The organism is Albimonas pacifica, from assembly GCF_900113695.1.
Taxonomy (GTDB): Bacteria; Pseudomonadota; Alphaproteobacteria; order Rhodobacterales; family Rhodobacteraceae; genus Albimonas; species Albimonas pacifica.
The window spans coordinates 556430-579656 of sequence record NZ_FOQH01000003.1 but is presented as its reverse complement, the minus strand read 5'-3'; the positions used below and the strand labels follow the sequence as shown (position 1 = coordinate 579656).

The 23227-nt window shown below is 75.1% G+C and carries 17 protein-coding genes; 9 read left to right on the top strand and 8 right to left on the bottom strand.

The features are described 5' to 3' along the window. Positions 1–220 precede the first annotated feature (220 nt). A complete protein-coding gene (locus BM064_RS08240; protein ID WP_092859253.1) occupies positions 221–736 on the top strand; it encodes a GNAT family N-acetyltransferase in 516 nt (171 codons plus the stop codon). An 84-nt stretch (positions 737–820) separates the two neighbouring features. Here the strand turns inward: BM064_RS08240 and BM064_RS08235 are convergent, their stop codons facing one another. Both BM064_RS08235 and BM064_RS08230 read right to left on the bottom strand, forming a co-directional pair. Next, positions 821–1450 (bottom strand): CatB-related O-acetyltransferase, encoded by a 630-nt coding sequence (locus tag BM064_RS08235; protein ID WP_092859252.1) that lies wholly within the window; start codon positions 1448–1450, stop codon positions 821–823. Between the two features lie 127 nt (positions 1451–1577). After that, a complete protein-coding gene (locus BM064_RS08230) occupies positions 1578–2819 on the bottom strand; it encodes a glycosyltransferase family 4 protein (RefSeq protein WP_092859251.1) in 1242 nt (413 codons plus the stop codon). Here BM064_RS08230 and BM064_RS08225 point away from each other — a divergent pair. The 5 genes from BM064_RS08225 to BM064_RS08200 all read left to right on the top strand — a co-directional run bounded on the left by BM064_RS08225 (position 2818) and on the right by BM064_RS08200 (position 10208). Further along, the gene (locus BM064_RS08225; RefSeq protein ID WP_092859250.1) at positions 2818–3603 is read left to right on the top strand and encodes an alpha/beta hydrolase; all 786 of its coding nucleotides are present in this window, start codon (positions 2818–2820) and stop codon (positions 3601–3603) included. The two genes, BM064_RS08230 and BM064_RS08225, sit on opposite strands and share 2 nt — an antisense overlap. Before the next feature lie 498 nt (positions 3604–4101). Next, positions 4102–5823, top strand: a complete 1722-nt coding sequence (locus BM064_RS08220; RefSeq protein ID WP_177236186.1) for an ABC transporter ATP-binding protein — start codon at positions 4102–4104, stop codon at positions 5821–5823. Further along, positions 5820–7757, top strand: a complete 1938-nt coding sequence (locus BM064_RS08215; protein WP_092859319.1) for an ABC transporter substrate-binding protein — start codon at positions 5820–5822, stop codon at positions 7755–7757. The genes BM064_RS08220 and BM064_RS08215 overlap by 4 nt, the downstream gene beginning before the upstream one ends. A 229-nt stretch (positions 7758–7986) precedes the next feature. Then, positions 7987–9009: an ABC transporter permease gene (locus tag BM064_RS08205; RefSeq protein ID WP_092859247.1), complete on the top strand. Its 1023-nt coding sequence runs from the start codon at positions 7987–7989 to the stop codon at positions 9007–9009. Between the two features lie 41 nt (positions 9010–9050). After that, positions 9051–10208 carry an ABC transporter permease gene (locus BM064_RS08200; RefSeq protein WP_092859318.1) on the top strand — a complete coding sequence of 386 codons (1158 nt, stop codon included), beginning with the start codon at positions 9051–9053 and terminating at the stop codon, positions 10206–10208. A 10-nt stretch (positions 10209–10218) separates the two neighbouring features. On the opposite strand, the gene BM064_RS08195 is transcribed toward BM064_RS08200, so the two are convergent. From BM064_RS08195 to BM064_RS08175, 5 genes are all read right to left on the bottom strand, one after another. Further along, on the bottom strand, positions 10219–11346 hold the full coding sequence (locus BM064_RS08195; protein ID WP_092859246.1) for a glycosyltransferase family protein: 1128 nt from the start codon (positions 11344–11346) through the stop codon (positions 10219–10221). After that, positions 11343–11927, bottom strand: coding sequence for a histidine phosphatase family protein (locus BM064_RS08190; RefSeq protein WP_092859245.1), 585 nt, complete (start codon positions 11925–11927; stop codon positions 11343–11345). The genes BM064_RS08195 and BM064_RS08190 overlap by 4 nt, the downstream gene beginning before the upstream one ends. Positions 11928–12163: 236 nt before the next feature. Further along, positions 12164–13273, bottom strand: coding sequence for a glycosyltransferase (locus BM064_RS08185; RefSeq protein WP_092859244.1), 1110 nt, complete (start codon positions 13271–13273; stop codon positions 12164–12166). Continuing rightward, positions 13270–14556 (bottom strand): glycosyltransferase, encoded by a 1287-nt coding sequence (locus BM064_RS08180; protein ID WP_092859243.1) that lies wholly within the window; start codon positions 14554–14556, stop codon positions 13270–13272. The genes BM064_RS08185 and BM064_RS08180 overlap by 4 nt, the downstream gene beginning before the upstream one ends. A gap of 527 nt (positions 14557–15083) precedes the next feature. Continuing rightward, positions 15084–16364, bottom strand: coding sequence for a glycosyltransferase family protein (locus BM064_RS08175; RefSeq protein WP_245779092.1), 1281 nt, complete (start codon positions 16362–16364; stop codon positions 15084–15086). A gap of 481 nt (positions 16365–16845) precedes the next feature. On the opposite strand from BM064_RS08175, the gene BM064_RS27750 reads away from it, so the two are divergent. After that, positions 16846–19830 (top strand): mechanosensitive ion channel family protein, encoded by a 2985-nt coding sequence (locus BM064_RS27750; RefSeq protein ID WP_245779091.1) that lies wholly within the window; start codon positions 16846–16848, stop codon positions 19828–19830. A 137-nt stretch (positions 19831–19967) separates the two neighbouring features. Here BM064_RS27750 and BM064_RS08165 read toward each other — a convergent pair whose 3' ends face one another. After that, positions 19968–20792, bottom strand: a complete 825-nt coding sequence (locus BM064_RS08165) for a hypothetical protein (RefSeq protein ID WP_092859242.1) — start codon at positions 20790–20792, stop codon at positions 19968–19970. 99 nt (positions 20793–20891) lie between these two features. Here BM064_RS08165 and BM064_RS08160 point away from each other — a divergent pair, with 99 nt between their 5' ends. Together BM064_RS08160 and BM064_RS08155 are read left to right on the top strand one after the other, a co-directional pair. Then, a complete protein-coding gene (locus BM064_RS08160; RefSeq protein WP_092859241.1) occupies positions 20892–22442 on the top strand; it encodes an aminotransferase-like domain-containing protein in 1551 nt (516 codons plus the stop codon). An 87-nt stretch (positions 22443–22529) separates the two neighbouring features. Then, complete coding sequence (locus tag BM064_RS08155) at positions 22530–23096, top strand: hypothetical protein (protein WP_092859240.1); 567 nt, start codon at positions 22530–22532, stop codon at positions 23094–23096. The last annotated feature ends 131 nt before the right edge of the window (positions 23097–23227 follow it).

Here is a 23227-nt window from a genome sequence, read left to right as displayed (position 1 = left end):
GGGGCGGGCGGGCTGTCAAGGAAGGGCTGCGGGGGTCGTGTCGCACCGCGCCGGGCCGGGTCCGGGAGGCCGCGGGCGGCGCGCGGCGCTCCCGCCCTCCGGAAACCGGCCCGCGATGCGGAAGCCGGCCGGGGGTCCCGGTTGATCCCGCGGCGCCCGGCGTGCCACCCGCGCCCCTGCCCGAGCCGACCCCGATCCCCCCGGACCCAGCGGAGGCCCCATGACCGACCAGCCCCAGACGCGGCGCCCCGAGCCGGCCGAGACCGGCCCCGACCTGAGCCTGCGCCGCAGCCTGCCCCCCGACCCTGCGCCGCTCGCCCGCCTTCTCGCCGACCCCGAGGACCTGGCGCTCGCCAACCCCAACGCAGCCCAGCCCTTCGACCCGGTCGAGTGGCAGGAGAAGTGGCTGGGCGATCCCGACGACGCGGCCTTCTACGTGACCGACGGCGCGGGCCGCGAGGTCGGCTTCTTCGCGCTGCGCGTGGGCGTGGGGCCGGAGGTGCGCCACCTGGCCTATCTCTGCCTCGACCCCGCCCACCGCGGCGGCGCCGGGCGGCGGATGACCGAGCTGGTGACCGAGGCCGCCCGCGACCTCGACGCCCTGACCGTCACCCTGAAGGTGGAGCTCGACAACGCCCCCGCCCTCAACGCCTATCGCGCCGCGGGCTACGAGGAGCTGTCGCGCCGCCGCGGCATGGCGACCCTTCGGCTCGACCTCGAGGACCTCGCCGCCTGACGCAGGCGGTCGCGCCGGGAGCGCGCGCTCCGGGCTCGACCCGGGGCCTCTCCCGCCGCCCGGGGCCGGCGCCGGCCCGGCCGCTCAGCCGCCGCGCGCCGTCCAGCGCGCGTGCAGCCCGGCGACGTCGCCCGAACACAGCAGGTCCAGCGCGCCGCGGATGTCGTCGATGGGCCAGTCCCACCAGCGCATCTCCAGCAGCATCGCGATCTCGGCCTCGCCGAAGCGTCGGCGGATCTCCCTGGCGGGATTGCCGGCGACCACCGCGTAGGGGGCCACGTCGCGGGTCACCAGCGCCCGCGCGCCGATCACCGCGCCGGAGCCGACCGTGACGCCGGGCAGGATCATCGCCTCGGCCCCGATCCAGACGTCGTCCCCGATCACCGTGTCCCCGGCGGGCGCATAGCCGTTGGGCGCGTGCCCCAGCACCGGGTCGTCGTCCCAGTGGAACGGGAAGGTCGAGACCCAGTCCATCCGGTGGCCCTGGTTGCCGCCCATCACGAACGCCGCCCCGGTCCCGATCGAGCAGAACGCGCCGATCACCAGCCGGTCCCCCTCGCCAGGCACGGGCGAGATGTAGCGCGCGCAGTCGTCGAACCCGTGCCCGTGATACCAGCCCGAATAGTAGCTGCAGCGCCCCACCGAGATGTTGGGATTGCGCACCATCTCCGACAGGGAGCGGCCCTTGAAGGGGCTCTCGAATGCATTGGTCATCGGCGTGGCCTCCCTGCCCGCGGCCCGCGCTCCGCCGCGCCCGGCGCAGCGGGGTGGGCGGGCGGGCGCTGCGCCGGGCGCGGCGGAGCGCCGGCCCCCCGCGCGGCCTTGGTCCTTCGGCGCACGCTCAGCCCCGCCCCGTCACCCGGTCGTAGACCGCGAGCGTCGCGCGCTGCATCCCCTCGGTCGAGAAGCGCTGCATCACCCGCGCCCGCCCGGCGAGCCCCATGTGCTCGCGCGCGCTCTCGTCGAGCTCCAGCGCCCGCTGCACCGCCTCGGCCAGCGCGGCGGCGTCGCCGGGGGGATAGCGCCAGCCGGTGCGCCCGTCCTCGACCGTCTCCCGGGCGCCGCCGTGGTCGGTGGCGATCACCGGGCGGCCCATGGCCTGCGCCTCCACCGCCACCCGCCCGAAGGCCTCCGGCTCCAGCGAGGCGGAGACCACCGCCGAGGCGAGCTTCAGCCCCGCCGCCATGTCGTCGCAATGCCCCGCCAGCGCGCAGCAGCCCTCCACCCCCCGCTCCCGGATCCGGGCGGCGAGCTCGCGCCCGTAGGCCGAGTCCGGCTCGCCCCCCACCATCAGGAACAGAAAGTCCTCGCCCCCCCGGATCTCGCGCAGGCGGGCGGCGGCGTCGATGAAATGCGCCTGCCCCTTCCAGCGGGTGAGGCGGCCGGGCAGCATCACGACGGGCCGCGGATCCTCGACCAGGCCCCAGCGCTCGGCGAGCTCGGCCGTGCGCGCGCCCGAGATCTCGGCCGGGTCGAAGGCCGCGATGTCGGCGCCCCGCGGGATGGTCACCACCTCCGCCTCCGGCAGGCGCGCGCGAATCATCGCCGCGATGAACTCCGACACCGCGATCACGGGGCGGCCTCTCCCCATGATCCGATTGTAGAGCCACTTGCCCGGGAAGTTCTCCTTGTAGACCCCGTGCCAGGTGGTGACGAAGGGCACGCCCGTCGCCTTCGCCGCATACCATCCCGCCCAGGCCGGCGCGCGGGAGCGGGCGTGCACCACCTCCACCCCCTCGGCGCGGATCAGCTCGGCCAGCGCCCTGGCGTTGGCCCGGATCGCCCAGGGACTCTTGCGCCCGATGTCCATGCGGATCAGCCGGCCGCCGGCGCGGGCGAGCGCGTTCTCCATCCGCCCGCCCTTCGAGGCGACCAGCGCCACGCCGCCCGCCTTCACGATCGCCTGGGCGATCTCCACCGTGCCGCGCTCCACCCCGCCGCCGTCCAGCGCCGGCGTGAGCTGCAGGACGACCGGTCCCCGCCGCGCGCCCGCCGCGGGGTCGACATCGCCCCCGGGGGCGGTAGTCTGCGCGCCCGACAGAGCGCCCGTGCGCGTCTCGGAAGCGGAGCCCGTTCCATCCATGACCAACCCGTCTCCCCTCCCGGATTTCCTCGCGCTCGAGGACGGCCGCAGGATCGCATACCACAGGACCCGCGCGAGCGACGAGTCGGCCGGCGCCGGGCGCCCCGGCGTCGTGTTCCTGGGCGGCTTCAAATCCGACATGACCGGGACCAAGGCGACCTTCCTCGAGGACGCCTGCCGGGCCCGGGGGCTCGCCTTCCTGCGCTTCGACTACACCGGCCATGGCCAGAGCTCCGGCGCCTTCGAGGACGGCTGCATCGGCGACTGGGCGCGCGACGCGCTCGACGCGCTCGACGCCCTGACCGGGGGGCCGCAGATCCTGATCGGCTCCTCGATGGGCGGCTGGATCGCCCTGCTCGCCGCCCGCGCGCGGCCCGAGCGGCTGGCGGGCCTGGTGACCGTCGCCGCCGCCCCCGACTTCACCGAAGAAGGCATGTGGGCCGCCTTCAGCGACGAGCAGAAGGCCGAGATGGCCCGCACCGGCCGGGTGGAGCTGCCCTCCGACTACTCGGACGAGCCCTACGTGATCACCCAGAAGCTGATCGAGGACGGCCGCTCGCAGCGCGTGCTGCGCACGCCGCTCTCGCTGCCCTTCCCGGTGCGGCTCCTGCAGGGTACGGCGGACGCGGACGTGCCGCTGGACTGGGCGCTGAGGCTGCTCGACCACGCCGAGGGGCCCGACATCCGCCTGACGCTGGTCAAGGGCGCCGACCACCGCTTCTCGGCCCCCGCCGAGCTCGCCCTGCTCGCGAGCGCCCTCGACGAGGTGCTGGCCCTGGCCTGACGCCTGAAGCCTGACGCCGGACGCGGGCCCCGGCCCGGCCGGCGCGCAGCCCGGCCCGCAAGGCGCCCCTGCGGCAGGCTCGGCCCGGGGCGCGGCCTCGCCGGGACGCGCCTCGGGGGACGGCGGGCGGGGCGACCCGCGAAGCGGGAGCGCCCGTCCGCCCCCCCGAAATCCGCCCGCCGGTCCGCCGGGGCGTGGACGCGCGGCGCTTGCGCCCCATCGTCTGGAGGACGCACCGGAATTCGCGCCCCGCAAGCGACGCGACGTTCATCAAACCTGTTGCCCCGCCGCGCCGGGGCGGCCATGCTCCGCGGGCGCAACGGACTGGGCAGAGAGGGAGGAAACGTGGGGACCGAACCGCCCGAGACGCCAGACGGCCGGCCCGCCGGGGCCGCCGACGCCTCCGCGCGCGCCGCCGGACCCGCGTCCCCTGCAGCCCGTCCGCCCCTGCTCGAGGTCTCCGGCCTCTCCGTCGCCTTCGGGCGCGGCCGGCTGGGCATGCAGGTCGTCTCCGACGTCGCCTTCTCGGTCCGCCGCGGCGAGACGCTGGCCATCGTGGGCGAGAGCGGCTCGGGCAAGACCGTGTCGGGCAAGGCGCTGCTGCGCATCCTGCCCAAGGGCGCCTGGGTCACCGGCGGAACCGCCCGCTTCCACCTGCCCGACCGCGAGCCGGTGGACCTGCTGTCCCTGCCCGGCTCCGAGCTGCGCGCCATCCGCGGCGGCCGCATCTCGATGATCTTCCAGGAGCCGATGAGCTCCCTGTCGCCGCTGCACACCGTCGGCGCCCAGACCGTCGAGGTGGTGCGCCTGCACACCCCGCTGCGCGGCCAGGCCGCCAAGGACCGCTGCCTCGAGATCTTCGACCAGGTCGGCTTCCCCGACCCGAACCGCGCCTGGTCGGCCTATCCGTTCGAGCTCTCGGGCGGCCTGCGCCAGCGCGCCATGATCGCCATGGCCATGGTCTGCAAGCCCGACCTGATGATCGCCGACGAGCCGACGACCGCGCTCGACGTCACCACCCAGGCCCAGGTCCTCGACCTGATCAAGCAGCTCCAGCAGGAGATGGGCCTGTCGGTGATCCTCGTCACCCACGACCTCGGCGTCGTCGCCAACATGGCCGACCGGGTGACGGTGATGCGCAAGGGCCGCGTGGTCGAGGCGGGCCCCGTCAAGGACATCCTCGAGCGTCCCGGCCACGGCTACACCAGGGCCCTGATCGCCGCCGCCCCCGAGCTGCCCGAGGGCAAGCCGGTGCGCCGCGGCGGCGTCCGGGACCCGATCTTCTGGGCCCGCAACCTCTCCAAGACCTATCCCGGCCGCCGCAAGGGTTTCGGGGCGCCGCCCCCGGACGTGAAGGCCGTCCAGGACGTCGAACTGGCGGTCGGCCGCGGCGAAACGCTGGCCATCGTCGGAGAATCCGGCTCCGGCAAGTCCACCATCGCCAAGCTGATGCTGCGCGCGGAGGAGCCCGATCCCGGCGCCGAGGTCGGCTTCAAGGGCGCCGACGGCAAGACCGTGGACGTGACCCAGCTCTCGGGCGAGGCGCTGAAGACCTTCCGCTCCAAGGTGCAGATCGTCTTCCAGGACCCCTACGCCTCGCTCTCCCCGCGCATGGCCGTCATGGACATCCTGACCGAGCCCCTGCGCGTCCACCACCGCGGCGCCGACCGCGAGCGGCGCGAGCGCGCGGCCGAGCTGATGCGCCAGGTGGGCCTTAGCCCCGAGCATCTCTCCCGCTTCCCCCACGCCTTCTCCGGCGGCCAGCGGCAGCGCATTTCCATCGCCCGCGCCCTGGCCCTGCAGCCCGAGCTGCTGGTCTGCGACGAGCCGACCTCGGCGCTCGACGTCTCGGTGCAGGCGCAGGTTCTGGCCCTGCTCAAGGACCTGCGCGACGAGCTGGGGCTGAGCTATCTCTTCATCAGCCACGACCTGACGGTGGTGGCCGATCTCGCGGACCGGGTGGCGGTGATGCGCCGCGGCCGGATCGTCGAGCAGGGGCCCGCGACCCTCCTCTTCCAGGACCCGCGGCATCCCTACACCAAGGCGCTGATCGCGGCGTCGCCCGAACCCGACCTCTCCCGTCGCCTCGACCTCGCCGCCGTCGCGCGCGGCGCCGGCGCCCCCGACACCTGGCCCGAGCCGTTCGGCTACGGATCGGACGACCAGGCGCCCGGACTGCTGGAAGTCGAGCCCGGACATTTCGTAAGGTGCGCCGCATGACCCGCTTCCCCCGCACGCCTCCCTTCCGGATCACCCGCCGCGAGGGCCTGTTCGGCGCCGCCGCCTCGATCTTCGCGGTCACGGCCGGGCGGGCGCTGGCCCAGGCGCCGCGCGAGTCCGCCTCCCTGAAGGCCCAGGTCGAGGCCGGCGAGCTGCCCCCCGTCGCCGAGCGCCTGCCGCAGGAGCCGCTGGTCGTCGACCTCGAGGCCAAGGGCCGCGCCTTCGGCCAGGCGGGCGGCCGCCTGCGCACGATCTTCACCCGCGCCCGCGACGTGCGCTACATGGTGGTCTACGGCTACGCCCGGCTGGTGGGCTTCGACCAGACCTACGAGCTCCAGCCCGACATCCTGCGCGACGTGGTGGTCGAGGAGGGGCGGATCTTCACCCTCCACCTGCGCAAGGGTCACAAGTGGTCCGACGGCGCGCCCTTCACCACCGAGGATTTCCGCTACTGGTGGGAGGACGTCGCCAACAACGAGCAGCTCGTCCCCGCCGGCCCGCCCGCCCTGCTGCTGGTCGACGGCGAGGCGCCGACCGTCACGGTCGTCTCCGAGACCGAGATCCGCTTCGAGTGGTCCTCGCCCAACCCCCGCTTCCTGCCGGCGCTGGCGCAGGCCCGCCCGCCCTTCATCTACCGGCCCTCGCACTTCATGAAGAAGTTTCACGAGGCCTATGTGGACAAGGACGAACTGGCGGCCGAGCTCCGCCGCACCCGCTCGCGCAACTGGGCCCAGCTGCACAACAAGCTGGACAACATGTACGACTTCGACAACCCGGAGCTGCCGACCCTGCAGCCCTGGGTGAACACGACCGAGCCCAACGGCCAGCGCTACGTGCTCGCGCGCAATCCCTACTACCACCGGGTCGACAGCCGGGGCGTGCAGCTTCCCTACATCGACGAGGTGGAGGCGGAGATCGCCGCCGCGGGCCTCGTCGCCTCCAAGGTGACGCTGGGCGAGAGCGACCTGCAGATCCGCACGCTCACCTTCTCCGACGCGCCGGTGCTGAAGAAGGGCGAGAAAACCGGGAACTACACCACCTACCTGTGGACCAACGGCGCCGCCTCCGAGATGGCCCTCTACCCCAACCTCAACTACGAGGACCCGGTCTTTCAGGAGCTGTTCCGCACCGCCGACTTCCGCCGGGCGCTGTCGTTGGCCATCGACCGGCGCGCGATCAACAAGAGCCTCTACTACGGCCTGGCCAAGGAGCGCGCGGTGGCGCCGCTCGAGCAGAGCCCGTTCTTCACCGAGGCGCGCGCCAAGGCCTGGGCCGAGCACGACGTCGAGCGCGCCAACGCGATGCTCGACGCGCTGGGGCTCGACCGCAAGGACGGCGACGGCACGCGCCTGCTGCCCGACGGCCGGAGGCTGGAGCTGGTGGTCGAGACGGCGGGCGAGCGCACCGAGGAATCCGACGCGCTGGAACTCGTGGCCGAGAGCTGGCGGCTGATCGGCGCCAAGCTGATCTTCCGCCCGCTGGACCGCGACATCCTGCGCAACTCCGCCTACCAGGGCGCCTCGATGATGCCGGTGTGGTACGGCTGGAACAACGGCATCCCCACCGCCTCCTCCCCGCCCGACGAGCTGGCGCCGGTGGACCAGGCCAACTTCTCCTGGCCGATGTGGGGCCAGCACTGGCAGACCAAGGGCACGGCCGGCGAGCCGCCGCAGATCGAGCCCGCCCAGCGCCTGCTCGAGCTCTACAAGGAATGGCAGGCCTCGCCGGACGAGGACAACCAGGCCGCGGCCTGGAACGCGATGCTCGACATCCACGCCGACCAGATCTTCGCCATCGGCCTGGTCTCGGCGGCGCCGCAGCCGATCATCGTCTCGAACCGGCTGCGCAACGTGCCCCAGAAGGCGATCTACGCCTGGGACCCGGGCGCCCACCTGGGCGTGCATCGCGTCGACGAGTTCTTCTTCGTCGAATGATGTCCCGCGCCTCCGGCCTCCCCTGCCCGGCCCCCTCGCGCCGGGATCCGCGCGCCGCCGCCGCGCCCCTGTCGTCGCGCGCCGCCGCCGCGCCCGGGTCGCTGCCCGCCGCCGCGCCGCCCGCGGCCTTCGCGCCCCAGGCGGCGTCCGGGCGCCACGGGGACGGCGGGCGGGGCGACGCGCGAAGCGCGAGCGACCCGCACGGCGTCCCCGGCACGGAGGCCCGCTGATGGGCCGCTACGTTCTGAAACGCTGCTGGACGATGCTCTGGACGCTGCTGCTGGTCTCGATCCTGATCTTCTGGATCGTCAACCTGCCGCCCGGCGACGTGCTGACCAACCAGATCCAGCAGCTGCGCGCCTCGGGCGAGGGCGCGGCGGTGGCCAAGGCCGAGTTCCTGATGCGCGAATACGCGCTCGACCGCCCGATGTGGGAGCAGTACCTGATCTGGATGGGCTTCTGGCCCGGCCCCAACGGCTTCGCGGGCCTGATCCAGGGCAACCTCGGCTGGAGCTTCGAGCTCGACAAGCCCGTCTCCGACATCGTCGGCGAGGCGCTGTGGATGACCATCGCGCTGAACTTCTTCACCATCCTCTTCGTCTACATGGTCGCCCTGCCGCTGGGCGCGATCGCGGCGGTGCGCGCCAACACCTGGGTCGATTACGCGGCCACCTTCGTGGGCTACATCGGGCTCGCCACGCCCAACTTCCTGCTGGCGCTGATCCTCTACCACAAGGGCGCCCAGTGGTTCGGGATCCCCGTCGGCGGCCTGATGGGCAAGGAATACGTCGACCAGCCGATGAGCCTCGCCAAGCTCGGCGACATCATGCTGCACATGATCGTGCCGATCATCGTCATCGGCACCTCGGGCATGGCCGCCATGGTGCGCCGCCTGCGCGCCAACCTGCTCGACGAGCTCGGCAAGCCCTACGTGACCACGGCGCGGGCCAAGGGCGTGGGCAAGGTCGCCACCGTCACCCGCTATCCGCTGCGCATGGCGCTGAACCCGTTCGTGGCCGACATCGGCAACCTGCTGCCCAGCCTCGTCTCCGGCTCGGTCCTCGTCAGCCTCGTGATGGGCCTGCAGACCATCGGGCCGATCCTGCTCTCGGCGCTGCGCAGCCAGGACTATTTCCTGTCGGGCTTCATCCTGCTGTTCGTCTCGGTGCTGACGCTGCTGGGCATGCTGGTCTCCGACCTGCTGCTGGCCGTGCTCGACCCCCGCATCCGCTTTTCGGGGAGGCGCCGGTGAGCCGCCAGGGATACGACCACGACGCCGGCGACCCCCATGCGCTGGGCCGCTCGGGCGGGGACCTCGACAGCCACTGGGTCTCGGACGAGCCCTGGGACGCCGAGGCCGACCTGCAGGCGCTCGAGCGCAAGGACCTCGACGCCTCCACCACCACGCTGATCTTCCGGCGCTTCTTCCGCCACCGGCTGGCGGTGATCTCGGGCGTCTACCTGCTGGCGATCTACCTGGCGCTGCCCTTCGTGGGGTTCCTCGCGCCCTACGCGCCCGCCACGCGCAACGCCGACGCGATCTACGCCCCCCCGCAGGAGATCCACTGGTTCGCCGACGGCCACCTGGCGGTCACCTACCCGATGGTCTCGACCATCAACATGGAGACCTTCCAGCCCGACTTCGTGAGCGACTACGACGACCCGCGCCCGGTGCGCTGGTTCACCTCCTGCGGCGATCCCTGGACCTTCCTGGGCCTGGCCGAGAGCACGTTCCGCCTGATCTGCCCGCCGGAGGGCGCGGACCTGTTCCTGCTCGGCTCCGACCGGCTGGGCCGCGACATCCACAGCCGCATCATGCACGGCGCGCAATTGTCCCTGACCGTGGGCCTGATCGGGGTCGCCATCAGCTTCGGCATCGGCATGGTTCTGGGCGGCTTCGCGGGCTATTTCGGCGGCTGGTTCGACGCGGTGGTGCAGCGCTCGATCGAGATCATCCGCTCGATGCCGGAGCTTCCGATCTGGCTGGCGCTGTCGGCCGCGATCCCCGCCAACTGGGGTCCGGTGGCGGTGTTCTTCATGATCTCGGTGATCCTCGGGCTGCTGGACTGGCCCGGCCTCGCCCGCGCCGTCCGCTCCAAGTTCCTGAGCCTGCGCGAAGAGGACTACGTGCGCGCCGCGGAGCTGATGGGCGCCTCGACCACCCGCATCGTCGGCTCCCACATGATGCCGAACTTCATGAGCCACCTGGTGGCCTCCGCCACGCTCTCGATCCCCACCATGATCCTGGGCGAAACGGCGCTGTCCCTGCTGGGCCTCGGCCTGCGCCCGCCGGCGGTGAGCTGGGGGCTGATGCTCAACGACGCGCTCGACCTGACGGCGGTCGAGATCTACCCGTGGCTGCTGGCCCCGATGATCCCGGTGATCATGGTGGTGCTGGCCTTCAACTTCCTCGGCGACGGGCTGCGCGACGCGCTCGACCCCTACTCCTGAGGCGCGGGGCTCAGGCCCCCGCCAGCTCCAGCACGATCCGCGCCGCCTCGGCCCCGCCGTCGGCGCGGATCGCCGCCGTGCGGCGCGGCCGGGCGGCCAGCGCCGCCACGCGGGCCGCGAGAACCTCGGGCGTCAGGTCGCCGATGCGGGCGGTGTCGATCTCGGGGAACCTTGCGAAGGCCTCGGCCCGGATCAACTGCTCGCGCTCCCCGCCCTCCTCCATCGGAACCAGCAGGGTCGGCGTGCCCGACAGGGCCGTCTCGACCGCGGTGTTGTAGCCGCACAGCGTCACCGCCGCCGCGGCGCGAGAGAGGCGGGCGCGGAAATCCGGCGCCGCGGCCTCGACCGCGGCGGGGCCCAGCGCCTGCAGGGCCGGGATCGCCCCGGCCGCATCGGCGCCGCCTACCCGCAGCCGCCAGCGCAGATCGGAGAACCCCGAGGCCCTGGCCGCCACCTCCAGCAGCCGCCGCCCTATCGCGCCGCCGCCGGTCGCCACCAGCACCTCGCCCTCGCCGGGGCCGGCCGAGGGCGCAGGCGCCGGCGTCACCGCATAGCCCGCATAGCGCAGGCGGCTCGAGAGCTCGGTCGGGTCGCTGCCGTCGCCGGGCCAGCTCGCCTGCAGGGGGATCACGTCGGGGTCGCCATGCACCAGCAGGGCGTCGTAGGGGGCCAGGCGCGCCAGCCCCTGCTCGACCCGCTTGCGCTTGCCGGGCGGCTCCATCACGTCGCGGACCGAGCCTATCAGGCGGGCGCCCGGCGGCAGCGCGGCGATGGCGGCGCGGAACTCCGCCTCCAGGTTGCGGCGGCCGAGGGGATAGAGCTCGGTGACCAGCGCCGCCGGCGCCTCCTCGCGCAGGATCGCGACCAGCCGCGCCCGGCGCGCGTCGCGATACGAGTCCGAGGCCGGGGCGCCGTCGCCGTCCAGCAGGGTGCGGTAGTCGAGCCCGTCGGAGCCGAGCGGCGGCAGCTGGGCGAAACGCACGCCGCCCGTCTCCACATGCGCCAGCGGCCGGCCGCCCGAGATCACCAGCGGGTCCGCCCCCTGCGCGGCCAGCGCGCGGGCCAGCGTCAGCGTGCGCACCAGGTGGCCCGAGCCCATCAGGTGCGTGACCAGCAGGGCGATGCGTGGCCCGCTCATCGCAGGACCAGCTTTTCGGGGGCGCCGACGGCGACGGGGCGGCCGGCTTCCAGCGTCACCGGGTGGAGTGCGAAGCGCTTGATGCGGAACGTCTCCGGCCCCTCGTAGCGCCAGCCGGCGGCCATCGCGAGGGCGGCGCGCATCAGGCCGCGGTGGGTGACCAGCAGGGTGGGCTCCGCGATCTCGGCGAAGAGGGGGGCGAGGCGGGCGAACATCTCCGCCGGCCCCTCGCCGCCGGGGGCGCGGAAGGCCATGGTCCAGCCCTCGACGGGCCCGTAGGCGCAGTCGGGGTCGGCGATGAGGTCGGCGCCCTGCCGGCCCTCCCACTCGCCCATGTCCATCTCCAGCAGACGGTCGTCGATGCGGATTGGGGCGGGGTCGAGCGCGGCCAGCGTCTCGGCGGTCTCCCGCGCGCGGGAGAGGGGCGAGCACAGGATGGGGCGGCCGCGCCAGGCTTCCGGCAGGCGGCGCAGCGCCAGCTCCGCCCGCCCCTCGGCCGAAAGCGGCACGTCGGTGCGCCCCTGCAGGCGGCCGAGCGCGTTCCAGTCGGTCGGGAAATGGCGGAGGAGGGCGATCTGCAAGGCGGGTCCTTCCCGGTCGTCTCTGACGCCCCGCCGGGCGTCGCCGGCGGGCGCCCAAGGCTTACAAGCCCCCCCGCCCCGCGTCGACCGGGCCCGCGCCCGCCTCGCGCCCCCGTCGCCCCGGGCGGGCCCCGGACCCGATCCGGGGCCTCCGCGGAACGCCTGCCCCGAGGCGCCGCCCGCCCGCCCTGCGCGGCCCCCGGTCAGGCCCGGGGCCGGCCGCTCGCCCGGGCGCGTCAGCGTCGCAGCAGCGGGGTCAGCAGCTCGCGCAGCCGGGCGGAGGCCGCCTCCAGCCCGTGCCGCGCCTCGGCATGGGCGCGCGCCGCCCCGCGCAGGGCCGCGAGGCGGCCCCGGTCGGCGTCGAGCGTCGCGAGCACCGCCGCGTAGGCCGCCGCGTCGCCGGGCGGCGGCAGGGGCAGGCCGTGGGGCGGGGCGGGCAGCACGTGGCGCGGGCCGGGGCGATCCTCGGCCAGCGCCGGCAGGCCCGCGGCCTGGGCCTCGAGGTAGACCATCCCGAAGCCCTCGTTCACGCCGGGCCAGACCAGCAGGTCGGCGGCCTCCATCGCCGCGCGCAGGCGCAGCGGGTCCGGCTCCACGCCCCGGAAGCGGACACGGGCGCCGAGCGGGGCGAGGAGGGTCTCGACCGCCCCCCGCTCCGCCCCGTCGCCGATCACCTCGAGGCGCAGGTCCGGCGCCTCCGGCCTCGCCAGCGCCGCGGCGAGCGCGGCGTAGGAGGCGAGCTTGTCGCCCGGCCGCATCATCGCCACCGCCAGCAGCCGCAGGGGCCCCGCGGCTGGCCCGCGCGGCGCGGGCGGGGGGCCGAGGTCGAGGAAGGGCGCCAGCTCCGCCAGCCGCGCCCCCTCCAGCGCCTGCAGGGAGGGGAGGTCGCGCGCGGTCGACCACAGCAGCAGGTCCGCGGCGGCGAGCGAGCGCTCCGCCGCCACGGCGAAGCCCGCCCAGGGGCCTTCGCGGCGCTTCCTCGCGTGGATCGGCTCGGAGATCACGTAGGGCAGGCGCAGCGCCGCGCAGACTGCGGGACCGACGAGGTCGGGCGCCTTCCAGTAGGAGTGGTAGGTGAACCACAGCGCCGGGGGATCGGGGCGCAGGGCCTCGACCAGGCGGGCGGCCTCGGCCTGCGCCTGCGCGGCCAGCGCGGCCTGCGCGGCGGCGTCCCCCGCCATCTCCAGCGTGCGCAGGGAGGAGGCGACGAAGGGCGCGAAGCCCGCCCCCTCCAGCGCCTGCAGGGTCAGGCGGGCGATGCGGCGGTCGCCCGAGGGGTTGGGATGCTCCGGCGGCTTCATCGGCGCATGGAAGGCGATGCGCGGGCGAAGCGCCTCCCCGGTCATTCCGCCGCCGCGCTCCGGGCGGGCGCGGGCGCGACGCCCATCGACCGCAGGCGGGACTCGAGCGCGTCGATCCCCGCCTCCATCCCGAAGGCGTGGCGCAGGCGGGCGAGCGCGGCCTCGGCCATCGCGGCGCGGCCCTGGGGGTCGGCGGCGAGCGCCGTCAGCGCCTCGGCCAGCGCCTGCGGGTCGCCGGGGGGGACCAGGCGGCCCTCGCGCCCGTCGCGCACGAACTCGGGGATCGCCGAGACGGCGGTGGACAGGATCGGCAGGCGCTGGGAGGCGGCCTCCATCAGCACGTTGGGCAGCCCGTCGCGGTCGCCGTCGTCGGCGATCTTGGAGGGCAGCACGAAGACGTCGGCGGCGCGCATCGCCGCCACCACCTCGGTCTGGTCCTTCTTGCCCAGCCAGCGGATGCGGGGGGCGATCCCCAGCGCCTCGGCCCGGGCGGCGAGCGCGGTCTTCAGCTCGCCCCCGCCGATGTGGTCGAAGCGCCAGTCGAGCTCGGCGGGCAGGCGGGCGAGCGCGTCGAGCAGGTCGTCGTAGCCCTTCTTGGCGACCAGCCGGCCCACCGACAGCAGCCTCAGAGGCCCCGCGCCCGGCGCCCGCTCCGGCGGATCGGGAAAGCGCGAGAGGTCGAGGCCGTGGTAGACCAGCTCCACCGTCTCCTCCGCGGGCGCCAGCCGGCGCAGCTCGGCGGCGCCCGAGGCGGTGCAGGTGACCGCGAACTCGGCCTCGGCCAGCTTCTCGCGCTTCTCCCAGTCGGGGATGGTCCAGATGTCCTTGGCGTGGGCCGAGACCGCCCAGGGCAGCCCGCGCATCGTCGCGGCGTAGCGGGCGACCGAGCCGGGGGTGTGCAGGAAATGCACGTAGATCCCCTGCGTCGCCGCCGGAAGCTCGGTCGCCAGCACCAGCGCCTGCCCCCAGCGCCGGCCGCGGTTCGAGGTCCGGTCCCGCCGCCAGTCCCGCAGCCAGGCCGCCCGCGCGGCGCGGTAGCCCGGCAGCCGCCGCGCGGCGCGCCAGGCGCGCAGCAGGCGCAGCGGCTCCTGGTAGAGGTATTCGGGCAGGTAGCGCGGGCGGGCGCGGATGCGGTCGTGCAGCGGGTGGGTGCGGTCGTCGTAGGGGTGGCGGAGCGACCAGATCTCGAAGCCGAAGCCGCGCGCCTCCAACGCCAGCAACTCCTGGGCGACGAAGGTCTCGGACAGGCGCGGATAGCCCTTCACGACCACCGCGAGGGCGGGGGCGCAGGCGGGGTCGGGCGGGGCGGCGGCGCGATCCTGGGTCATCGCCGCAGGTCTAGCCGCCCCGCGCGGCGAAGGACAGGCCCCGCCGTCCCGGCGCCGGCCGCGCCCCCGGAGACGCAGGCCCCGGGCGCTCCGCCCGTCGCCGCGCCGCGGGCGGGACGCTCCAGCCGGGCGGACCCGGGACGCGGCGCCTCCCCCCGTCCCGCCGCAAAGCGGGCGGGCGACGGGGGCGCCGCCCGCGGGCGGATCCAGCCGAGGGATCGGGAAGCGGTCGAACCGGGCGCCGCCCTCGCCGCGCGCCGCGGGCGCCGCCCTCGCCTGCGCGCCGCGGGCGCGACCCTCGCCTGCGCGCCGCGGGCGCGACCGGGCGGACGGACGCGACCGTGACGCGGCGCTTCCGCGGCTGCCGCCGCGCAGCGGGCGGCCGCAGGGCGCGATGCCCCGGGTGGGCGTCGCCGGCCGACGGATGCGGCCATGGGGTCGGGAGACGGTCGGACCGGGCGCCCCGTCCGACCCGCGCCGCGGGCGGACCGGCGCCGCCGGACGGGCGCGCGACGCGGCGCCTGCGCTCAGCCGATCGCGCGGCGGGCCGGGCTGCGCGAGGCGCCGAAGGCCAGCGCCGCACGGGCGGAGACCGCCTCGAGCCCGTCCAGCAGCCCCGGGATCGGCGCCGCCGAGGGCGGCGGCTGGTCGGCGAGGCCCCGGATCGCCGCCGCCATCGCCGCGGGCCCGCGGCCGTCGCGCTCGGGCAGCAGCATCCGCGCGAGGCCCAGCCGCTCGGCCGCCTCGGCGCGGATGTACTGCTCCAGCCGCGGGCGGGTGCGCGGCGCGATCACCGCCGGCTTGTCGAGGCTCAGGATCTCGCAGAACGTGTTGTAGCCGCCCATGGCGATGATGCCGGCGCTCTCGGCCAGAAGGCGCTCGATGCGGCTGTCGAAGCTCAGGACCGTGACCCGGCCGCGCAGGGCCAGCGCCCGGCGGTCGAACTCGGCGCGCTTCTCGGCGTGAAGGAAGGGGCCGTAGACGATCACCGCCTGGGGGCCCAGCGTCGGGTCCGCCTCGTAGGCCGACAGCGTCCAGTCCACCAGCCCCTCGCCGTCGCCGCCGCCGCCGGTGGTGACCAGCACGTAGGGCTTCTCCGGCGGCGCCGCGCCCACGTCCGAGGGCCAGTCCGGCGCGTCGCGGCGCAGGTAGCCGGTGTAGACCACCCGGTCGAGGATCTCGCGGTCCAGCCCCAGCCCCTCCAGCGGGCGGCAGACCTGGGGCAGGCCGTAGACCCAGATCTCGTCGAAGAAGCGCCGGATCGCGTCGGCATGGCCCTTGCGCTTCCATTCCTCCGCGAGCGGCCCGGGCTCGTCGAGCACGTCGCGCACGCCCAGCACGATGCGCGCGCCGCGCTTGCGGGCGGCGGCGAGCGCGCCGGCCATCTCGTTGCGGAAGCCCCAGGCCTCCTTGTCCACGATCAGCAGGCCGGGGGCGAAGGCGGATTCGGTCGCCTCGATGATCGCGGCGCGCAGGGCGACGGTGTCGTCGATGGTCATGCCGAGGTTGTGGGAGGCGTAGTCCCCGTCCGCCAGCTTCACCACGCCCGGCAGGCGCACGTGGTCGACGCGGTCGGGGAAGTCGAAGCGCCCGGCGATCGGCGAGCCGGTGAGGATCAGCGCGCTCAGCCGCTCGTCCCGCCGGGTCAGGGCCGAGGCCAGCGTGCGCGCGCGCCGCAGGTGCCCCAGGCCGAAGGTGTCGTGGCTGTAGAACAGCGCGCGGCGAACCGCGCCCTCGCCGGCGGCGCGCTCGGGCCAGGCCGCGGTCGCGGCCGCGGGGAACAAACCGTCGTGGGCTGGCGCCGTCATGGGCGAGTGCGCTCCCCGTCTTCCCGGCTCAGGCGCGTCCGCTGCGGCGGTCCCGCAGGGGGGCCGGGCGGTCGTCGCGGGCGCCGGGCCCGTCCCTTTCGAGCCGCGCCCCCGCCCGCCCGTGGCCGGCAAGGTCGCGCAACGGCATGCGGCTTCGGCCCCCTTGAGCGCGGTTCCGCATCTTTCCGTCGGCCCCACGCTACACCACATGAACCGCCCGGCGAAAGCGGGGATGGCCGCCGCGCGCCTGCGTCGCGTGGGCACGGAGCCCGGAATGCGCGACGACGCGCGCCCCCGGGACCGACCGGGCCGCGCCGCGGCGCGGCGGCGATCCCCGTTTTTCCGCCGACGGAGCGCCCGCCCCGGCGCGTGCAGCCTGCACGCCCAGGGCGACCTTGCGCAGGCCCCCCGCCCGCGGGGTATGATCATCGCGACCCGGACGGTCCCTCCGACACGCCCGACACGCCAGCAGGAGAGCGTCATGCGCGACGCCCGCATTCTCCGCCAGACCGCCGCGGCGCGCGCCGAGCGCGCGCCGGGCCCGGTCGAGGCGACGCGCGCCCGCTTCCGCGGCGCGTCCGCCGCGCGCCCGGCCGCGCCGGCGCGCCGCCCCGGCCTCGGGTCCTGGCTGCGCGCGCTGGTGCTGGCGCTGGCGGCGACGCTGGCCTGGGCGGGCGGGCCCGCGCCCTTCGCCCCGACCCCGGCGGCGCAGGCGCAGGGGCTCGACGTGCGCAGCCTGTTCGCGCCGCAGTCCTCCGCCCCGCAGCGCAGCGGCCAGGACGCCGCCGCCGAAGCCGGCGCCGCCGCCGGCGGCGGCGGGAGCGGGGGCGACGCCGCGCAGGCGCCCGGCGCCCCGGTGCACGCCCGGCCCCCGGACCTCGCGGCCTACGGCCGGCTGGTGGCGACAGGCCAGTCCGACGACGACTCCGGCAGCCTCTCGATGCTGCGCCGGACCTCGGAGAACGTCTCCCTGTTCCGCCAGCGGCTGGAGCGGATGCTGCGCGAGGCGCGCTCGGGCCTCGGGCGGGTCGAGAACCGGCTGGCGGTGAACGCGCCGGACGGTCGGGCGGGCTATTTCGCGGGCGTGGCGCTGGTCTCGGTGATCCTCTTGATGATCGGGCGCGCGGTCACCCAGCTCTACGCCGTCTATCTCGCGCGGCCGGCGATGATCCGCGCCCAGCGCCACTTCCGACCCGTCGGCCTGACCGGCAAGCTGCCGGTGATCGCGCTGCGCATGCTGCTGACCGTCGCGGGCATGACCATCAACCTGGCGGTCGCGGCAGGGCTCGGCCTCGGGCTCGTCGCCGACCACCTGCCCACCCAGGTCACCGCCGGCATCATCATGGCCGCCTACGGCTCGTTCATGCTGATCGACACCGTCTGGCGGATGATCGTGAACCCCTACCTGCCCGAGTACCGGATCCCCCGGATCGGGGACCTGGGGGCGCGGCGGCTCTACCTGTGGCTGTCGGCGCTGACCGCGGTGACGGTGGTCTCGCGCTTCTACATCGCCTGGCTCAACGAACTGGGCGTGGACGTCGAGCTGGTGCGCCTGAACCACATCGTGGTGAACCTGCTGACGCTGAGCCTGATCCTCGGCCTGATCTGGACCAACCGCGCCGCCGTCTCCGAGGCGATCCGCCGGGGCCGCCCGATCGGCGAGGTCACCTGGATCGCCGCCATCGGCGCGACCATCTGGGCGCCGCTGACCACGCTCTACTTCCTCGTCGCCTGGATGGAGGAGAGCGTGCGCATCGTCATGGGGCTGGAGGCGCAGTGGTCGCTGCTGGCCGGCGCCTTCATCACCCTGCTGGTGGCGCTGACGGTGCAGGCCGCGGGCCTCTACGCGGTCGAGCGGGTGTTCGAGCGATCGCGCGCGCTGCGCGCCGCCGCAGCCGGCGGGCCGGCCCCCGAGCCCACGCCCGAGGCGATCGGCGCCGCGCCGCCGACGGTGAAGGTCGACCCGACCCCCGACCCGGCCCCGGTCGACGCCCCGGCCGCGTCCCCCGCGCGCCCGACGCCGGCGGCCGTGGCCCCGGCCCCCGCCGCCCCGACCGCGGAGGCGCCCGAGGCCGAGGCGCCGGACGCCTCCGGGTCGCCCGCCCCTGCCCCTGCCCCTGCCCCTGCCGCCGCGCCCGTCCGGCCGGCCGCCGGGCCCACGCCCCTGCGCGGCCCCACCGAGCCGGCGCCCGAGGCGACCCCCGAGCCGGACTCGACGCTCGGCCCCCGGGCGGGCGTCTCGGGCGACGACGCGGACGACGGCGACGACGGCGACGAGGAGGGCGGCGGCCCGATGACCCTGCCGCCCGAGGTCCGCCCCCATGCCCGCGACCGCGAGCGGGAGCGCGAGCGGGCGGCGGCCGCGGCCGCGGCGCATCCCGTCTACCGCCCCTCGACCACCATGCGCACCTTCGAGGACCTGGCCCGGCGCATCGTCAGCCTGTTCTCGCTGGGCGCCGCCGTCTACGTGCTGGTGCTGATCTGGGGCGGGCAGGAGATCTTCGCGGACGGCTCCGTCTTCGACGACTTCCAGGACGTCATCGACACGCTGTTCATCGGCTACATCGCCTTCCACGCGGTGCGCATCTGGCTCGACCAGAAGATCGCCGAGGAAGGCGTCGACGACGTGATGGCCGAGCCGGGGGACGAGGGCGGCGGCGCCTCGGCGACCTCGCGCCTGGGCACGCTGCTGCCGCTGTTCCGGGCCGGCATCCTGATCGTGATCGGGGGCGCGGTGGCGGTGATCGTGGCGACCGAGCTGGGCGTCAACGTCGCCCCCCTGTTCGCGGGCGCCGGCATCGTGGGCATCGCCATCGGCTTCGGCGCGCAGACCCTGGTGCGCGACATCCTCTCGGGCATGTTCTTCCTGCTCGACGACGCCTTCCGCAAGGGCGAGTACATCGACGTCGGCGAGGTGAAGGGCACGGTCGAGAAGATCTCGCTGCGCTCCTTCCAGCTGCGCCACCACCTCGGCGCGCTGAACACGATCCCCTTCGGCGAGATCAAGCACCTGACCAACTTCTCGCGCGACTGGGTGATGATGAAGCTGCCGCTGCGCCTGACCTACGACACCGACGTCGAGCGGGTGCGCAAGCTGATCAAGAAGCTGGGCCAGGAACTGCTGGAGCACCCGACCGAGGGCCACAAGTTCGTGCAGCCCCTGAAGAGCCAGGGCGTCTACATGATGGAGGACTCGGCGATGATCATCCGGGTCAAGTACATGACCCGGCCCGGCGACCAGTGGACCACGCGCAAGCTCGTCTACCAGCGCATCCGGGAGATCTTCGAGAAGGAGGGCATCCGCTTCGCCGCCCGCGAGGTGACGGTGCGCATCCCCGACCTGCCCCAGGACCGCCCCCTGACGCCCGACCAGCAGCACGCCGTCGGCGCCGCCGCCCGCCGGGCGATCGAGGAGGAGGGTCCCCAGCAGCCCTCCTCTCTCGCGGCGGCCGTCACCGGCCGCTAGGAGAGCCCGACGCGGCCCCGGCGCCGGAGGCCGGGGAGCAGCCCCCGGCCGGGGCCGCGTCGGACAGCCGGAAGCCGCCTCCCCACGGACGGTTCCGGATCGGCGGGGTTGGGCGCGCCCGCCCCGGTCGGCGCGCCTCAGGCGCGCGGGCGCCGGGCGCGCCGGCGGATCGCGCCGAAGCCCAGCAGCGACAGGGCCGAGGGCAGCAGCGCCAGCGTGGCCGGGACCGGCACGGGCGAGCCCGGGGGCTCGTCCCCGATCCCGCCGAAGCCCAGGGTGAAATAGGACGTCGAATAGGGGCCGGTCAGCGTCAGGGTCAGGGATTCGAACACCCCCTCCAGCAGCACCACGCCGGCGGAGAAGTTGTTCCCGCTCAGCTTCGTGGGGGACTCGAGCCGGAAGGGCTGGCAGCTCGCGACCCGGCTGCAGTTGTCCACGCCCTGCCCGTCGAGGTTCATCCGCGCGCCCGACAGCAGCTGGTACTCCGTTCCGAACTCCAGCGACGCGGCCAGGATCGCGAAGCTCAGGTAGATGTCGCGCACCGGCGCGTCGAAGACGAAGGTGTAGGCGCCCGTCGCGTTGATGCCGACGATGTCGGTCCCGGCGGGGATGTCGTCGACGCCCTTCGGCCCGACGCTGGTATAGGGCGAGGCGACCAGATCCCGCGCCCCGCCCGAGCCGACCGAGCCCCACAGGTCCGGCTCGCCCGCGGCGCCGGTCTGCAGCAGCGGCAGGTAGCCGGAGGAATGGGTCAGCGCGATCCCGGTCGAGTCGCCCTGCGCGTCCTGCGCCGTGCCGACCGCCCGGCGGCTGGTCGCGTCGCCGAACGGGCCTTCGAGCGCGGTCCAGTCCGTCCAGGCCACCGGGATCGCCTGCGCCGGCGCCGCGGCCCCCAGCGCCAGGCCCGCCGCCAGCAGGGCCCCCGCGAGGACCGGGCTCGCACACGTCTCTCTGACGATCATCTTCGTCTCCTGTCGTCCGCCCGGGAGCGGGCGGGGTCTCCGGAGCGCCGTTCTGATCCCGCTTCTGGTTCCTGCGAAGAGCCAGTATGATCCGATTTCATGGAACCAGATGGCCTCGCCTCGCTCGTCCCCCTCGACCCCGCCGCGGCCCGGCCGCTGACGGCGCAGATCTACGACGCCCTGCGCGGGGCGGCGCGCGAGGGGCGGCTGCCGGCGGGGGCTCGGCTGCCCTCGACCCGCGGCGCGGCGGCGGCGCTGGGGGTGGGGCGCAACACGGTCGCGGCCGCCTACGACCTGCTGCGCGCCGAGGGCGTGATCGAGATCCGGCCCGGCGCGGCGCCGGTGGTCCTCTGCGGCGCCGTCGCGCCCCGGCCGCGCCGGGGGCGCGCGAGGCCGGCCGCGGTCCCGGCGCCGGGGCCGCCGGCGCCGGCCACGCTCGGCCCCGCGGCGGCGGCGGACGTGCACAGCCCCGTGCGCCGCGCCTCCCCCGGCTGGTTCCACCCCGGCCTGCCGGACGAGGCGCTGCTGCCCCGCGATCTCTGGGCGCGGACGCTGCGCGCGCAGGCCCGCGGGACGCACGGGCGGCGGCTGACGGGGGGCGAGGACTCCCACGGGCTCGACCGCCTGCGCGCGGCGCTCGCCGAGCGGCTGCGCGCCGACCGCGGCGTGGTCGTGCCGCCCGAACGGCTGCTGGTCGTCAACGGGACCCAGGCGGCGCTGCTGCTGACGGCGATGACCGCGGCCCGGCCGGGCGAGGGGGCGCTGGTGGAATCCCCCGGCTACGGGGGCGCGCGCCTGGCCTTCGCCGCGGCGGGGCTGCGGGTCTCGGACCTGCCGGTCGACCGCCACGGCGCCGACGTCTCCCGCGCCGCCGATCCGGCCGCGCGGATCGCCTTCGTCACCCCCTCGAACCAGTATCCGACCACCGCGCGCATGCCGCTCCCCCGCCGCCAGGCGCTGGTCGACTGGGCCCGGCGGGCCGACGCGCTGGTGGTCGAGGACGACTGCGACGGAGAGTTCCACTGGCGCGGCCGGCGCATCGGCGCGCTGCAGGCGACGGGGCCGGAGGTGGTCGCGCACATGGGCTCGGCCGAGAAGACGCTGGCCATCGGCCTGCGCCTCGCCTGGCTCGCCGTGCCCGAGCGCTGGGTGGAGCCGATGCGCCGCGCCCACCGCAACCTTGGGCTCGGCGCCAACCTGCACGCGCAGGCGACGCTGGCCGAGCTGATGCAGAGCGGCGCCTGGCGCGCCCACCTGCGCCGGATCGCGCGCAGCTACCGGGAGCGGGAGGCGCTGCTCGCCGACGCGCTGACCCGGCGCCTGGGCCGCCGCGTCGGCCTGCGCCGGCCCGACGGCGGGCTGCAGTCGGCGGTCGAGCTGCCCGACCGCGCGTCCGAGCTGCGCTGCGTCGCGGCGCTGGCCGCCGCCGGCTTCTCGGTCGGCGCGCTCTCGGAATACGGGGGGGACGAGCCGGGGCCCTGCGGCCTGCTGGTGGGATTCGCCCAGGCGACGCCGGCGCTGGCCGAGCGCTTCGCGGCCGTCCTCGACGCCGCGCTGTCGGCCGGTGCGAAGGGCGAGACGACGGCCGATCCCGCCTCATTGCTTCCGCCGCGCGGGAGATCGTTTCAGTGTGGATCAAATTCCGCCTGAATCAGCCTTAATTCGACGTATTTCCTTTTTTCGGCCGCACCGCGTCGTTAACTGGGGGTCTTCCCCACAGAAGGCCCGATTTTTCTGATGAGCACCTGGTACATCCTCGATCCGATGAACCGCATCGTCGCGGCGGGCGGCGACTGGGACGCTTTCGCGGACGAGAACGACTCGCCCTCCGCCTCGGTCGAGAACGTGGTCGGCCGCAGCCTGGAGGAATACGTCTCCGGGCTGGAGACCCAGCTCTATCTCTCCTCCCTCTTCCAGCTCTGCCGCGAGGCGGAGACCGCGCATTCCTTCCTCTACCGCTGCGACGCGCCGTGGATGGCGCGCCTGTTCCAGATGCGCATCGAGCCGGGCGAGAAGCCGGGCGAGCTGCGCGTGATCCACGAGCTGATCCGCAGCCGCGCCGCCGGCGACGCCAAGGAGCTGGTGGACGCGGCCGCCGCCGAGGTCTCCGGCGCGCCGCGCTGCTCGATCTGCAACGCGGTCAAGCTCGGCGACGTCTGGCACGACGTCTACGCGCGGCCGGAGAAGAAGTTCTTCGTGTCGGGCTACGCGCTCTGCCCCTCCTGCTCGCAGCACGATCCCGCCCGGCAGGACGACAAGATGCTGCGGATCTTCGATGCGGTGCCGGCGCGCTCGGACCGCTGAGGCCGCCGCCCGCGGCCGCCGGGCGGCGCCAGGACGACACGCTGTCGCGACAAGCGGCGCCGCGGCGCGAAAAGCGCCGCCGCGGCTTGCATTGGACGGCCCGACCGGGGCTTAATCCAGATCCCGGCCCG

Coding starts and splice junctions, on each gene's coding strand:
- BM064_RS08180 (WP_092859243.1), bottom strand. CDS start 14,556: ATGACCCAGGATCGCGCCGCCGCCCCGCCCGACCCCGCCTGCGCCCCC.
- BM064_RS08185 (WP_092859244.1), bottom strand. CDS start 13,273: ATGACCGGGGAGGCGCTTCGCCCGCGCATCGCCTTCCATGCGCCGATG.
- BM064_RS08160 (WP_092859241.1), top strand. CDS start 20,892: ATGGAACCAGATGGCCTCGCCTCGCTCGTCCCCCTCGACCCCGCCGCG.
- BM064_RS08240 (WP_092859253.1), top strand. CDS start 221: ATGACCGACCAGCCCCAGACGCGGCGCCCCGAGCCGGCCGAGACCGGC.
- BM064_RS27750 (WP_245779091.1), top strand. CDS start 16,846: ATGCGCGACGCCCGCATTCTCCGCCAGACCGCCGCGGCGCGCGCCGAG.
- BM064_RS08220 (WP_177236186.1), top strand. CDS start 4,102: ATGCAGGTCGTCTCCGACGTCGCCTTCTCGGTCCGCCGCGGCGAGACG.
- BM064_RS08225 (WP_092859250.1), top strand. CDS start 2,818: ATGACCAACCCGTCTCCCCTCCCGGATTTCCTCGCGCTCGAGGACGGC.
- BM064_RS08195 (WP_092859246.1), bottom strand. CDS start 11,346: ATGAGCGGGCCACGCATCGCCCTGCTGGTCACGCACCTGATGGGCTCG.
- BM064_RS08205 (WP_092859247.1), top strand. CDS start 7,987: ATGGGCCGCTACGTTCTGAAACGCTGCTGGACGATGCTCTGGACGCTG.
- BM064_RS08155 (WP_092859240.1), top strand. CDS start 22,530: ATGAGCACCTGGTACATCCTCGATCCGATGAACCGCATCGTCGCGGCG.
- BM064_RS08175 (WP_245779092.1), bottom strand. CDS start 16,364: ATGACGGCGCCAGCCCACGACGGTTTGTTCCCCGCGGCCGCGACCGCG.
- BM064_RS08215 (WP_092859319.1), top strand. CDS start 5,820: ATGACCCGCTTCCCCCGCACGCCTCCCTTCCGGATCACCCGCCGCGAG.
- BM064_RS08165 (WP_092859242.1), bottom strand. CDS start 20,792: ATGATCGTCAGAGAGACGTGTGCGAGCCCGGTCCTCGCGGGGGCCCTG.
- BM064_RS08235 (WP_092859252.1), bottom strand. CDS start 1,450: ATGACCAATGCATTCGAGAGCCCCTTCAAGGGCCGCTCCCTGTCGGAG.
- BM064_RS08230 (WP_092859251.1), bottom strand. CDS start 2,819: ATGGATGGAACGGGCTCCGCTTCCGAGACGCGCACGGGCGCTCTGTCG.